This window comes from Streptomyces sp. NPDC057854, from assembly GCF_042797055.1.
GTDB lineage: Bacteria > Actinomycetota > Actinomycetes > Streptomycetales > Streptomycetaceae > Streptomyces.
In genome coordinates this window covers 13,196-27,140 of sequence record NZ_JBHVMF010000014.1, presented here as the reverse complement: position 1 = coordinate 27,140, position 13,945 = coordinate 13,196, and the positions used below count along the sequence as shown (strand labels likewise).

At 74.7% G+C, this 13,945-nt stretch carries 8 protein-coding genes; 7 read left to right on the top strand and 1 reads right to left on the bottom strand.

Annotated elements, in window-relative coordinates; genetic code table 11:
* The first annotated feature begins 64 nt into the window (after positions 1-64).
* Positions 65-1,699: an AMP-binding protein gene (locus ACFVQZ_RS20725; protein ID WP_383624639.1), complete on the top strand. Its 1,635-nt coding sequence runs from the start codon at positions 65-67 to the stop codon at positions 1,697-1,699.
* 186 nt (positions 1,700-1,885) lie between these two features.
* Here the strand turns inward: ACFVQZ_RS20725 and ACFVQZ_RS20720 are convergent, their stop codons facing one another.
* Entirely contained in the window at positions 1,886-2,902 is a 1,017-nt protein-coding gene (locus ACFVQZ_RS20720; protein WP_030497213.1) for a diiron oxygenase, read from the bottom strand.
* A gap of 182 nt (positions 2,903-3,084) precedes the next feature.
* Here ACFVQZ_RS20720 and ACFVQZ_RS20715 point away from each other — a divergent pair, with 182 nt between their 5' ends.
* The 6 genes from ACFVQZ_RS20715 (at position 3,085) to ACFVQZ_RS20690 (ending at position 13,822) form a co-directional block, all read left to right on the top strand.
* Positions 3,085-3,930, top strand: a complete 846-nt coding sequence (locus tag ACFVQZ_RS20715; RefSeq protein WP_081959528.1) for a thioesterase II family protein — start codon at positions 3,085-3,087, stop codon at positions 3,928-3,930.
* 41 nt (positions 3,931-3,971) lie between these two features.
* Complete coding sequence (locus tag ACFVQZ_RS20710) at positions 3,972-4,922, top strand: TauD/TfdA family dioxygenase (RefSeq protein ID WP_321193336.1); 951 nt, start codon at positions 3,972-3,974, stop codon at positions 4,920-4,922.
* Positions 4,923-5,142: 220 nt separating this feature from the next.
* A complete protein-coding gene (locus ACFVQZ_RS20705) occupies positions 5,143-11,877 on the top strand; it encodes an amino acid adenylation domain-containing protein (RefSeq protein ID WP_383624633.1) in 6,735 nt (2,244 codons plus the stop codon).
* A gap of 65 nt (positions 11,878-11,942) precedes the next feature.
* Positions 11,943-12,146, top strand: a complete 204-nt coding sequence (locus tag ACFVQZ_RS20700) for an MbtH family protein (RefSeq protein WP_030497210.1) — start codon at positions 11,943-11,945, stop codon at positions 12,144-12,146.
* 44 nt (positions 12,147-12,190) lie between these two features.
* Positions 12,191-12,562 (top strand): aspartate 1-decarboxylase, encoded by a 372-nt coding sequence (gene panD / locus ACFVQZ_RS20695; RefSeq protein WP_030497209.1) that lies wholly within the window; start codon positions 12,191-12,193, stop codon positions 12,560-12,562.
* 120 nt (positions 12,563-12,682) lie between these two features.
* The gene (locus tag ACFVQZ_RS20690) at positions 12,683-13,822 is read left to right on the top strand and encodes a glycine amidinotransferase (protein WP_030497208.1); all 1,140 of its coding nucleotides are present in this window, start codon (positions 12,683-12,685) and stop codon (positions 13,820-13,822) included.
* Positions 13,823-13,945: the final 123 nt, after the last annotated feature.

Genomic DNA, 13,945 nt, shown 5'->3' with positions numbered 1-13,945 from the left:
GCGTATCCGAGCCCCCTTTCGGGGACGCCGGGCCTGCCCTGGAATCCCGGAGAGGACGAGGACGTTGGCGATCCCGGACCGAGGTCTGCTCGACTGGCTGGACGAGGCGTCCGCCGAGCGCGGCCTGTACTACGCGGAGAAGGACGACCGGTGGGACTTCTGGTCGTACCGCGACCTTGCCGGCCTGGTGCTGCGCACCGCGGCGGCGCTGCGGGCGAACGGCGTCGGCCCCGGTGACGTGGTGGCGCTGGTGCTGCGGTCGAGCCCCGGTTTCGTGGCCGGGTTCTTCGGCGCGCTGGCGGCCGGCGCGACGCCGTGCTCGATCGCGCCGCCGTTCGCGTTCCAGCGGGCGGACGAGTACGAGACGCACGTGGCGCGGCTGTTCGAGACGGCGGACCCGAAGCTGATCATCTGCGACGACGAGTCGCAGGAGCGGATCCTGAAGCTGGCGGCGCACCTGGAGATGCCGGAGCCGGTCGTCTTCGACGCCCTGGTGGACGGGGTGGCGCCGCTGGAGGCGCCGCTGCCGCTGCCGGAGACGGCGCTGATGCAGTTCACGTCCGGGTCGAGCGGCTACTCGCGCGGGGTGCTGATCTCCGCCGAGGCGCTGCGGGCCAACCTGACCGGGATGCGCCGCTGGATCGGCTGGACGCCGGACCTGCCGGGCATCTGCTGGCTGCCGGTCCACCACGACATGGGCCTGGTCGGCTATCTGCTGAACGTGGTCGTCACCGGTGCCGACGGCTGGATGATGCAGCCCGACGACTTCATCCGCTCCCCGCAGCGGTACCTGCAGTGCATGAGCGACAACCGGGCGGCCGTCACCGGCATGCCGAACTTCGGGCTGGCGTACATCCTGCGGCGGATCCGCCCGGAGCGCCTGGAGGGGATGCGGTTCGACGCGGTGCGGGCCGTCATCATCGGCGCCGAGCGGGTGGACCCGCAGGTCCTGGAGGACTTCCACGCCCTGCTGGGCCCGCACGGCCTGGACCGGGGCGCGCTGCTGCCGGCGTACGGCGGCGCGGAGGCGACGCTCGCGGTGACCGGTCTCGCGCCGGGCGCGGGCTGGACGACGGCGGCGCCGGACGAGGGCGACGCGTCGGCGCTGGCCGGCACGGCGGTCGTCGGCTGCGGCACGCCGCTGGAGGGGCGCACGGTCACGATCCGTTCGGAGGACGGCGAGGAGCTGCCCGACGGGCAGGTCGGCGAGGTCGTCGTCACGGGCGTGTCGATCGCGAGCGGGTACGTCGGCGACACCAGCTCCGCGTCCGGTACGGCCCTGGGCGAGACCGGGCTGCACACCGGCGACGCGGGCTTCCTGCGGGACGGGCAGCTGTACGTGATCGGCCGGCTCGGCGACGGGCTGAAGGTCAGCGGCAAGATGGTGTTCGCCGAGAGCCTGGAGACGCTGCTGCACCAGCGGGGCGTCCCGGAGCGGCAGGTCGCGGTGCTGCTCGGGGTGCGCGACGGCGAGCCGACCGGTGTCGTCGTCTTCGGGAACGTGCGCCCGGGGTGGCGCGAGGCGGCCCACGAGGTGCTGGCGGAGTGGCTGGGCGACGCCCGGCTGCTCGCCGTCGAGGTGGGCCGCGGCGGCATCGAGGTCACGTCCAGCGGCAAGCCGCGCCGCCGCGTGATGTGGAAGGCGCTGTGCGCGGGGCAGTACGACACGTCCCTGTCCCCGCTGACCGCGGAGCGGTGACCGGACACGATCCGGAACCGCCCCGCAGGGGGCCGGCGCGCGATCCGCGCCGGCCCCCTTCCGCGTGCCCGGACGTGTCCCCGTGGCCGGGTCGCCCGTGGTCGTGTCCGGGCACGGGAAAGGGGTGCCGCGCGGCCCTCCGGGAAGGGGCCGCGCGACACCCGGTGGTCGGGGGCCGGCGCCGGATCAGCGCAGCTGCATCTCCTCCGAGCGGACCAGGTTCTCCGCGAGGAGCAGGTCCTTGACCTTGTCGGACAGCATGCCCAGCTGCCGGAGCACGTGGATGATCTGCTGGAACAGCATCTGCCGGTACGCCGCCATCATCGGGTTGTGGCGGGCGAAGCGCAGCCCGTGCTCGACGTCCAGGTCCATCCGCTCCCAGATCTCGCGGAGCATGAACCGGCGGGACATCAGCCGGATGCCCTCCAGCAGGAACTCCTCGCGGTCCTTCAGCTCCGCGGAGGTCACGTCGGCGTACATGCCGTTGAGGGCGGCGACGCCGAACGCGATGTGCCGGGCCTCGTCCTTGGCGACCATGCGGGTGATCTGCCGGATGATCGGGTCGCCGAAGCTGCTGCTGGCGAGCCGCAGCGCGGTGATGGCCAGGCCCTCCACGACCACCTGCATGCCGAGGTAGACGATGTCCCAGCGGGACTCCGACAGCAGGTCCTGGAGGAGGGTCTTCAGGCCGGGGTTGATGGGGTAGACGACGCCGAGCTTCTCGTCGACGTACTTGGCGAACGCCTCGACGTGCCGGGCCTCGTCGGCGACCTGGGAGGCGGCGTAGGTCTTGGCGTCGAGGTCCGGCACGGTCTCCACCAGGCGGGCGGTGGTGACGAGCGCGCCCTGCTCACCGTGGAGGAACTGGCTGCACATCCACGCCTGGTACTCCCAGCGGAACTCGGTCAGCAGTTGGGGCGGCACGGGGCTGTCCTCGCCGATGACGAAGGTGGCGAGCTTGGCGCCGTTCTCCTCCGTCAGCTCGGCGCCGAACTGGATGTCGTGGTTCCAGTCGATGTCGGTGGCGGCGTTCCACTGCGAGACCTTGTTCTTCTCGTAGAGGCTCCACACACGGCTGTCTCGGGATCCGTAGTTCCAGTTCATGCACGCCTTGAAGACCGCGTCGACCTCCATGAGTTCGGCGGCTACGGAGTCCAGGGTGAAGAACGTCGCGTCGGACGCCTCGTCGGGAACAGTGGTCATGGCAGTGAGTCTGCGGCGCGCGCTCCTCCCCCCTCCAGGAACCGGCGAGGCAACTAGGCGGCAGCCCGGTTGCCGGTCCCCGTGCCTGGTCCCGCGCCCGCCCGCTGCCCACGATGTGCGCAACGGGCCGCCGCCCCCAGCGGGCGCCGGCCGGAGGGTACGCGAGGGAATCGGGGGACCGGATGGGTACGTACGCGGCGGAACTCGCCACGGAGCCCGCCCCGGCGGGCGGCCCGGGGCACGGGGTCCCGGACGCGTCGCCGCACCGGCCCGGCGGGGACGCCGCCGGCGCGCCGGGACGTCCGTGGGTCGTCGGCCGGGTCGGCGCTCCCGGAGACCGGCTGCGGCTGCTGTGCCTGCCGCAGGCCGGCGGCAGCACCGGGTCGTTCGCGCCGTGGCGGCTGGCCATGGGCGCGCCCGGCTTCGAGCTGGCGACCGTGGAGCTGCCGGGCCGCGGCGTGGGCAGCGCGGAGCCGCTGCCGGACACCCTGGACGAGCTGGCCGACGCCGTCGTCGACGGGGTGCGGGACGAGCTGGACCGGCCGTACGCGCTGTTCGGCCACAGCTTCGGCGCGCTCCTCGCCCACCGGGTCGCGGTCCGGGTCGCCGAGCGCGGCCTGCGGACGCCGTCCGCGCTGGTGGTGTCCGCGTCGCGGGCGCCGCACGCCGAGGTCCGGCGGCGCGTCTCGCACCTGGCGGACGACGAGCTGCTGGCGTGGCTGGAGGGCTTCGGCGGCTTCCCGCCCGAGCTGTCCCGCTACCCGGCGTACCTGGCGTACGCGCTCCGCACCGTCCGCCGCGACCTGGCCCTGGTCGAGGCGTACCGGCCGGCGGCGGCCGTACCGGTCGACTGCCCGCTGCACGTCTTCGGCGGCGCCGGGGACCCGCTGGTCGGCCCGGAGCAGCTGGAGCGGTGGCGGGAGTGCGCCGGGGGCGCGTTCACGTCGCGGCTGCTGCCCGGCGGGCACGACTACCTGTTCACCGGCGCGGCGGCGATGACCGCGGCGCTGGCCTCGACGCTGCTGTGACGGCACCGGTTCCGCCGTACATTCCCAGGGAGTTGTGAGAGTTGAAGGATCTGACCGGCATCAACGATCTGACCGGCATCACGGTGTTCGACGCCGCCGGCGCGGGCCTGGAGTCCTTCGCCCGCGACCACGCCGAGGAGATCGGCGCGGCCGTCTCCGACGCGGGCGCGGCCCTGGTCCGCGGGGCGTCGGCCGACGGGGCGGACGCGTTCGGGCGGGCCCTGAAGGAGCTGGGCTTCGCGCCGCTGGCGTACACGGAGCGCTCCACCCCGCGCAGTGAGGTCGGGGACGGCGTGTTCACGTCCACGGAGTACCCGGCGCGGGAGGTCATCCCGCAGCACTGCGAGTCCTCGTACGCGGGCGCGTGGCCGGGCCGGCTCGCGTTCTACTGCGCCGTCCCGGCGCTGACCGGCGGCGCGACGCCCGTCACCGACGTGACGCGGGTGCTCGACGACATCCCGGCGGAGGTGGTCGAGGAGGTCGACCGGCGCGGCCTGCGGTACGTGCGCAACTACGGCAGCGGCGCCGGGCTCGACTGGCGGGACGCCTTCCAGACCGACGACCCGGCCGAGGTGGACCGGTTCTGCGCGGCGGCCGGCATGGAGTGGGAGTGGCGGGAGGACGACTGCCTGCGGACCGTGCGGCGGGCGCCGGCGCTCGCGGTGCACCCGCGGACCGGCCGCCGGCTGTGGTTCAACCACCTGGTGCTGTTCCACCAGTCGTCGCTGCCGGGCACCCTGCGGGAGGACCTGCTGGCGGTCCTCGGTGACGACGGGCTGCCGAACGACGTGCTGTTCGGGGACGGGGAGCCGATCCCGGACGAGCTGGTGGCGGCGGTCCGGGAGGCGTTCGACCGGCGCGTGCAGCGCTTCGACTGGCGGCTGCACGACCTGATGGTGATCGACAACATGCGCTGGTCGCACGGCCGTGAGGCGTTCACCGGCGACCGCCGGATCCTCGTCTCGATGACGGACCTGATCACCCGCGCCTGACCGCCCGCGCCCGCCCGGGCCCGGCCCGCCCGCCCGCCCGCAACGACCGTCCGCGTGCAGCAAGTTGCCGGTGGCGTGCCTGGCCCGGGGGCGGGCCGTGCAGCAGCATGACCGGTGCCGAGGCGGCGGCTTCCCCCCTCCCCCGCCCGCCGACCCCCTGTCACCCGCCCTGCGCGTCCGCGCGCAGCCGAGCCCCGCCCGCGTCCGGGGAGGACCTCCCGTGAACGAAGAGAACCAGTCGCCGATCGAGGCAGCCCTGCCTCTGACTCCGCTGCAGCAGGGCATGCTCTTCCACGCGCTGTACGACACCGAAGCGGTGGACGTCTACACCATCCAGGCGGCGTTCGAGCTGCACGGCGACGTCTCGGCCGAGCGGCTGCGCGCCGCCTGCGCGGCCACCCTGGCCCGGCACCCGGTGCTCCGGACCGGTTTCCGGGTGCGGGCCAACGGCCAGCCGGTGCAGCTGGTGCGGCGTACGGTCGCGACCCCGTGGGCCGAGCTCGACCTGTCGGGCCACGACGGCCCGGCGCGCCGGACGGCGCTGCTCGCGTTCTTCGAGGAGGACCGGCTGCGCCGCTTCGACATGGCGGCGCCCCCGCTGATGCGCTTCACGCTGATCCGGCTCGCCGAACGGCGGCACGTGCTGGCCCTGACGTACCACCACATCCTGCTGGACGGCTGGTCGCTGCCGCTCGTCATCCGCGACCTGTGCGCGCTGTACGCCGATCCCGGGGGCGCCGCGCTGCCGCCGGCCACTCCCTTCCCGGACTACCTGCGCTGGCTGGGCCGGCAGGACCGGGCCACCGCGCTCAAGGCGTGGGAGGAGGCCCTGCACGGCCTGGAGGAGCCGACCCTGGTGGCACCGGGTGCCGCCCCGGCGGGCGCGGGCGCGATGCCGTCGATGCTGCCGGTGACGCTGTCCGAGGAGGAGACGGAGGCGCTCACCGCGACCGCGCGGGCCCACGGGCTGACGCTGAACGCCGTGGTGCAGGGCGCCTGGGCGCTGGTGCTGTCGCTGCTCACCGGCCGCGACGACGTCGTCTTCGGGCAGACCGTGCACGGCCGCCCGGCCGAACTGCCGGGCGCCGACGCCCTGGTGGGCCTCGTGATGAACGCCGTGCCGGTCCGGGTGCGCGTCGCGCCGGGCGAGTCGCTGGCCGGGCTCTTCGCCCGGGTGCAGGGCGAGCAGCTGGCCCTCGGCCCGCACCAGCACGTGGGTCTCGACGAGGTGCAGCGGCTGGCCGGCCTCGGCAACCTGTACGACACCTCCACCGGCTTCGGGAACGCGCCCGCCGACTGGTCGTCGCTCGCGGAGATCGCCCCCGGCCTGCGGCTCAGCCCGCTCGCCGAGGACGCCGCCCTCGGCGGCGACGGCGGTGACGACGAGGGCGGCGAGCAGCGGATCAGCGGCTCGACGCACTACCCGCTGAGCGTGGTCGCGGTCCCCGGCGCCCGGCTGCGTCTCGAACTCAACCACCGGGCCGACGTGTTCGGCGCCGACCGCGTCGAGCTGGTGGCCTCGCGGCTGCGGCTGCTCCTCGACACCTTCACGCACGCCCCCGCCACCCCGGTCGCGCAGGTCCCGCTGCTGACCGGCGAGGAGCGGCACCGGATCCTGGAGACCTGGGGCCGCCGGGCGAAGCCGGGCGAGCCGGCCCCGGACGCGGCGGCCACGATCCTCGGCCGCTTCGGCGAGCAGGTGCGGCTCCGCCCGGACGCCCCGGCCGCCGCCGACGCGCGCGGCACGCTCGACTACCGGGAGCTCGACGCGGCGGCCAACCGGCTGGCCCGGCTGCTGCTGCACCGGGGGGTGCGGCCCGGCGACCCGGTCGCCGTCGCCCTGCCGCGCGGCACCGAGCTGATCGTCTCGATCCTCGCGGTGGTGAAGACGGGCGCGTACTACGTGCCGGTCGACCTGGCCCACCCGGCGGAGCGGATCACCTTCGTGCTGGAGGACGTCGAGCCCCGGGTCGTGCTGTGCGCCGACACCGCGCACCCGGCACTGGCCGGGCACCCGTCGCCGCTGCCGCTGGGCGACCCGGCCGTCCAGGCCGAGCTGCTGCTGATGCCGGACACCGCGCCGACGGACGCCGAGCGGGGCCGTCCGACGCGCCCCGAGGACCTGCTGTACGTCATCTACACCTCGGGGTCCACCGGCCTGCCGAAGGGCGTGGCCGTCGAGCACCGGACGGTGCAGAGCTACCTGGCGTTCTCCCGCGCGGCCTACCCGGGCCTCGCGGCCGAGGCGCTGGTGCACTCGCCGCCGTCCTTCGACCTCACCGTCACCGGCATCCTCGGCCCGCTGACCGCGGGCGGCCTGGTGCGCGTCATCGACCTGGAGGACGAGCAGCCGGAGGACGCGGCCGGCCGGCGCACCCCACCGGCCTTCGTGAAGGCCACCCCGAGCCACCTCCCGATCCTGGAGGCGTCCGAGGAGTGGTACTCGCCGACCGGTGAACTCGTGCTGGGCGGCGAGCAGCTGACGGGCGAGGCGCTGGCCGCGTGGCGGGCGCTGCACCCCGGCGTGACGGTGGTCAACGAGTACGGCCCGACCGAGGCGACCGTCGGCTGCATGGAGTACCGCCTCGAACCGGGCGACCCGCTGCCCACCGGGCCGGTCCCGATCGGCGGGCCCGTGCCGGACGCCCGCATCCACGTCCTCGACGCGTTCCTGCGCCCCGTGCCGGCCGGCGTGCCCGGCGAGATCTACATCGGCGGCGACGTCCTCGCCCGCGGCTACCTCAACCGGCCGGGCCTCACCTCGACCCGCTTCGTCGCCGACCCGTTCGGCGCCCCGGGCGCCCGCATGTACCGCACCGGGGACGTCGCCTGGTGGCGGCCCGACGGCGTGCTGGTGTACGGCGGCCGGGTCGACGACCAGGTGAAGGTCCGCGGCTACCGGATCGAGCTGGGCGAGGTCGAGAGCGCCCTCGGCGCCGACCCTGCGGTCGCCCGCGCGGCCGTCGCCGTCCGCCCCGACCGGACCGGCCGCTCCCGGCTGGTCGCGTACGTGGTGCCGGCGGCGGGCCGGGACGCGGAGCTGACCGGCCTGGCGGAGCGCACGGCCCGGCGGCTGCCCGCCTACATGGTGCCGGCCGCCTTCGTCCCGCTGGCCGAGCTGCCGGTGACCCGTAACGGCAAGGTCGACCGGGCGGCGCTGCCCGCCCCCGGCCCCGAGCACGAGCAGGACCCGGTACGCCCCGGAGCCCCGGAAGCGACGGCGCCGGAGACGGCTCCGGAACCGGAGCCGGAGCCGCAGCCCGCTCCCGAGCCGGAGCCGGAACCCGCCCCGTCCGTGAAGGAGACCCTGGCCCGGCTGTTCGGGCAGGTGCTCAACCGCGACGGCGCCGAGGACGGCGACGACTTCTTCACCCTCGGCGGCGACTCCATCACCGCCATCCAGCTCGTCGCCCGCGCCCGCAAGGCCGGCATCCGCCTCACCCCCAAGCACGTCTTCACCCACCGCACAGTGTCGGCGCTGGCGGCCTTCCTCCAGCAGAACGCCCCCACCCCGCCGCCGGCCGCCGAACCCGCCGCGCCCGCCGCCGGGAAGGCGGACGGGGCCGCGCAGGCGCAGCCGGAGCCGGAGGCGGCGGACCGGCCGGCCGAGGCCGACGAGGTGGACGCGACCATCGCCACCCTGCTCGACCTGTTCGGCCAGGTGCTCAACCTGGAGCGCGCCCAGGCCGGGGACGACTTCTTCAGCCTCGGCGGCGACTCCATCACCGCCATCCAGCTCGTCGCCCGCGCCCGCAAGGCCGGCATCCGCCTCACCCCGAAGCACATCTTCACCCACCGCACGGCCGCCGCCCTCGCCGACTTCCTCCGCGAGAACGCACAGAACGCGCAGCCCGCGCAGAACAAGGCGCAGGGGGCGCAGCACGCCCGGAACGCGCCGCGGAGCACGACACAGAACACCACGCAGAGCACGCCGCCGCCCGCCCGCACCGCCCCCGCCGAGACCGTCCCCGCGACGCCCATCATGCGCTGGCTGCACGAGACCGGCGGCGCCGTCGACGCCTTCCACCAGTCGACGCTGCTGCGCGTCCCGCCCGGCCTCGGCATCGAGCACCTGACCGCCGCCGTCCAGGCCATGACGGAACGCCACCAGTCGCTGCGCGGCCGGCTCGACGCCTCCGGCGACCTGGTCGTGGAGCCCGTGGACGAGGCCGCGATCCGCGAGGCGGTGCGCCGCGTCGACGCCTCCGGCCTCACCGAGGAGGCGCTGCGCGCCACCCTCACGGTGCACGCCCGGCAGGACGCCGCCGCCCTCGCGCCCCGGCGCGGGGCGATGGTCCGGGCGACCTGGTTCGACCTCGGCCCCGCCCGGCCCGGCCGGCTCCTCGTCACCATCCACCACCTGGCCGTGGACGCCGTGTCCTGGCGGATCCTGCTCACCGACCTGTACACGGCGTGGCGGAGCGTCGCCTCGGGCGCCGCGCCCGTCCTCGACCCGGTGCCGTGCCCGCTGGGCGACTGGAGCCGGCGGCTGGAGACGGCGGCCCACAGCCCGGAGGTGCTGCGGGAGCTGCCGTACTGGCGGCGGACGCTCGGCGCGGGCTCCGTGCCGCTCAGCGAGGCCCGGCTGTCCCCCGCCCACGACATCTACGCGACGGCCGGCGAGCTCGTCCTCACCCTGCCGTCCGAGCTGACGTCGCCGCTGCTGACGACCGTGCCCGCCGCCTTCGGCGTGCGGACCGTCGACGTGCTGCTCACCGGTCTCGCCCTGGCGGTCTCCGCGTGGCGCGGGACCGGCGCCGGCGGCACCACCGCCGTCCTGGTCGACGTCGAGGGGCACGGGCGCGAACCGCTCGACGACACCACCGACCTGTCGGCCACCGTCGGCTGGCTCACCTCGATGTACCCGGTGCGCGTCGACGCCGGGACCGACGGCTGGACGGCGGACGGCGACCCGGCCGACCCGCGGCTCGGCGCCGCCGTGCGCCGGGTCGCCGCCCAGCTGGCCGAGGTGCCGGAGAGCGGCCTCGGCTTCGGGCTGCTGCGCCACCTGAACCGGGAGACGGCCGCCGAGCTGGCCGCCTGCCCCGCCGCGCAGATCGGCTTCAACTACCTGGGCCGCCAGGGCGGTTCGGAGGACGGCGACGAGGACTGGAGCGTGGCCCCCGAGTCGGACGCGCTGCCGCTCGGCGCCGATCCGCGGATGCCGATGACGCACGTCGTCGAGGTGAACGCGGCCATCGACGACTCCCCGACCGGCCCCCGGCTCGTCGCCCACTGGCTGTGGGCCCGGCTGCACCTGACCGACGCCGAGACCGCCGAGCTGGGCCGGCTGTGGTCGGCGGCGCTCCGCGCGCTCGTCGGGCACGCCGAGACGGTGCGCGCCCGGCGGCTGCCGTCCGGCACCGTCGACGCCGGCCCGGTGGAACTGGCGCGGCTCACCGCCCGCACCGGCCTGCCGGTCACCGAGGTGCTGCCGATGACCCCGCTCCAGGAGGGGCTGCTCTTCCACGCCCGCTACGACAGCCGCGCCCTGGACGTGTACACCGTCCAGATGGTGCTGGAGGTCCACGGCGACCTGGACCCGGACCGGGTGCGGGCGGCCTGCGACGCGCTGCTGCGCCGCCACCCCATGCTGCGGGCCGGCTTCGTCCAGCTGCGGTCCGGCGAACCCGTGCAGGCGATCCCGGCCGAGACCCGGATGCCGTGGCACCGGCACGACCTGACCGGCCTCGCCCCCGGGGAGCGGGAGGACCGGCTGGCCGCGCTCCTCGACGAGGACCGGCACCACCGCTTCGACCCGGCCCGGCCGCCGCTGATCCGCTGCACCCTGATCGACCTGGCCCCGCGCCGCCGGCAGCTCGTGCTGACCCTCCACCACCTGCTGGTGGACGGCTGGACGACCTCCCTGGTCCTGCGCGACCTGCTCGCCCTGTACGACGACCCCGAGGGCGCCGCCCTGCCCGAACCGCCGGACTACCGCCGCTACCTGGCGTGGCTGGCCGGCCAGGACCCGGCCGAGGTCCTGTCGGCGTGGACGTCGGCGCTGGCCGGGCTGCGGGAGCCCACGCTGCTCGCCGCGCCCGACGAGACCGCGCGGGTGCGGGCGCTGCCCCGGACGACGGTCGTGGAGCTCTCCGAGGAGCGGACCGCGGCCCTGCACGGCGCGGCCCGCGCCCACGGCGTCACCGTCAACACCCTGGTGCGGGCCGCGTGGGCGCTGTGCCTGCACCGCCGGACCGGCGGCCACGACGTGGTGTTCGGCGCGACCGTCTCCGGGCGTCCGGCGGAGCTGCCCGACGTCGAGTCGATGGTCGGCCAGTTCATCAACACGCTGCCGGTACGGGTGCGGCTCCAGCCGCAGGAGACCGTCGCCGCGCTCCTCGGCCGGCTCCAGGAGGAGCACGCGGAGCTGCTGCCGTACCACCACGTGCCGCTGCCGGACGTGCAGCGGGTGGCGGGCCGCGGGCCGCTCTTCGACACCTGCGTGGTCTTCGAGAACTTCCCGGACGCCGAGGCGCTGCCGGGTGACCCCGACGACACGCTGCGCGTGGTGGAGGTGTCGGGCCACGACGCGTACCACTACCCGCTGAAGCTGATGGTGGTGCCCGGCGAGCGGCTGCGGCTGGAGCTGGGCCACCGCCCGGACCTGGTCGGCGACGAGGTCGCCGCGGAGGTCGCCGGCCTGCTGCGGGAGCTGCTGCACGCGCTGCCGGGGGCGGCGGCGGAGCCGGTGGCGCGGTTCCTGGCGCCGGAGCCGGACCCGGACGGCGCGCTGCGCGGGCGGGTCGCGGGGCTGGTCGCGGAGGTGCTGGGCCGGGACGCCGTCGGCACCGACGACGACGTCTTCGACCTGGGCTGCGACTCGCTGACCGCGCTGCGGCTCGCCGGCCGGCTGGAGGCCGAGCTGGACCGCCCCGTGGACGTCGCCGCCGTCTACCGCGCCCGCACCCCGCGCGCCCTGGCCGCGGCCCTGGCCCGCCCCCGTACCGCCTGAGCACCACCGACCCCACCACCGACCCCGCCACCGACACCGACACGGACGACAAGGACGAGAACGCCATGACCAACCCGTTCGACAACGAGGACGGCACCTTCCTGGTGCTGGTCAACGACGAGCGCCAGCACTGCCTGTGGCCCGCCTTCGCCGTGGTGCCGCCCGGCTGGACCGTCGTCGTCACCGAGACCGACCGCAAGAGCTGCCTCGACTACATCGAGACGCACTGGACCGACATGCGCCCGGCGAGCCTCGCCGACGCCGTCTGACCGACCCCCGGGGCCACCCCGCCGTCAAGGAGAGCACTCACCCCATGCAGCGCATCATGCTCAAGTCCAAGATCCACCGCGCCACCGTCACGGAGGCCAACCTCAACTACATCGGTTCCGTGACGGTCGACGCCGACCTGATGGACGCCGCCGACCTCCTCGTGGGCGAGCAGGTCCACATCGTCAACATCAACAACGGCGCCCGGCTGGAGACGTACGTCATCGAGGGCGAGCGCGGCTCCGGCGTCATCTGCCTCAACGGCGCGGCGGCCCGCCTGGTCTCCCCCGGCGACCTGGTCATCCTCATCGGCTACGCCCACGTCGACGACGCGGAGGCCGCGAAGCTGGAGCCGAAGGTCGTCTTCGTCGACGAGCAGAACCGTCCCCTGAAGCTCGGCTCGGACCTCTCCTCCTGACCGCCGGCCCGTCCTGATCCACCGGCGCGCCGTCCCGCGGCGGGCCCCGCTCCCCCGTACCTACTCCTGCACACCCCCCATCTTGCTCCCCGTCAGCACCCCACAGACAGGCAGCCACCCATGCAGCAGAGTGTTCCCCAGGTCAACTCGTGGAACGAGTGGGACCCGCTCGAGGAGATCGTGGTCGGCTCGGCCGACAACGCCCAGTTCGAGCCCGTGGAGCCCGGCAGCCGACCGGGCATCCGCAACCGTCCCGGAGTGCCCTTCCCCACCGGCCCGAAGTCCAAGGAGGCCGTCGACCTGGCCAACGAGGAACTGGAGGGCCTGGTGAAGGTCCTCGAAGGGCAGGGCGTCACGGTCCGCCGGCCCGACACCCACGACTTCTCCACCCCGGTGACGACGCCCGACTTCGAGGTGGAGAACCAGTACTGCGCGGTCTGCCCGCGCGACGTGATGATCACCCTCGGCAACGAGATCGTCGAGGCCACCATGTCCCGCAGGGCCCGGTACTTCGAGTACCGGCCGTACCGCACGCTGGTCTACGAGTACTGGAACGCCGACCCGCGCGTGCAGTGGACGACGGCGCCGAAGCCGTCGATGGCGGACGGCATGTACCGCGAGGAGTTCTGGGACTGGCCGCTGGAGGAGCGGCACGCCCGGATGCACAGCTTCGAGTTCTGCGTGAACCAGGACGAGGTGATCTTCGACGCGGCCGACATGAGCCGGTTCGGCCGCGACGTCCTCGTGCAGGAGTCGATGACCACCAACCGGGCCGGCATCCGCTGGCTGAAGCGGCACCTGGAGCCCAAGGGCTTCCGGGTGCACCCGGTGCACTTCCCGCTGGACTTCTTCCCCTCGCACATCGACTGCACCTTCGTGCCGCTGCGCCCGGGCCTGATCCTGACCAACCCGGACCGGCCGCTGCGCGAGGGCGAGGAGCGGATGTTCCTGGAGAACGACTGGAAGCTGGTCGACGTGCCGGAGCCGGTCCTCACCAACGAGGAGATGCCGGAGTACTGCCAGTCGTCGAAGTGGCTGTCGATGAACGTGCTCAGCATCTCGCCGACCAAGGTGATCTGCGAGGCGCAGGAGAAGCCGCTCCAGGACATGCTGGACGGCCTCGGCTTCGAGGTCTTCCCGGTGCCGTTCCGGAACGTCTTCGAGTACGGCGGCTCGCTGCACTGCGCCACCTGGGACGTGCGGCGCGAGGGCGGCCGGGAGGACTACTTCCCGAACCTCGACTACCGGCCCCTCGTCTGAACCACCCGCCCCGGACACCGGTCCGGGGCGCGCCACACCGGCCCGTGCCCGCTTCCGCGGGGCCCGGCCCGGGGTCCGGGCGGGCGACGTGGCGGCCGGGGGCGTACCCGCCGGATTTCCGGC

What these genes read in the sequence shown, in the direction of transcription:
- ACFVQZ_RS20720 (WP_030497213.1), bottom strand. Translation starts at nt 2,902, where the DNA reads ATGACCACTGTTCCCGACGAGGCGTCCGACGCGACGTTCTTCACCCTG.
- ACFVQZ_RS20715 (WP_081959528.1), top strand. Translation starts at nt 3,085, where the DNA reads ATGGGTACGTACGCGGCGGAACTCGCCACGGAGCCCGCCCCGGCGGGC.
- ACFVQZ_RS20700 (WP_030497210.1), top strand. Translation starts at nt 11,943, where the DNA reads ATGACCAACCCGTTCGACAACGAGGACGGCACCTTCCTGGTGCTGGTC.
- panD (WP_030497209.1), top strand. Translation starts at nt 12,191, where the DNA reads ATGCAGCGCATCATGCTCAAGTCCAAGATCCACCGCGCCACCGTCACG.
- ACFVQZ_RS20690 (WP_030497208.1), top strand. Translation starts at nt 12,683, where the DNA reads ATGCAGCAGAGTGTTCCCCAGGTCAACTCGTGGAACGAGTGGGACCCG.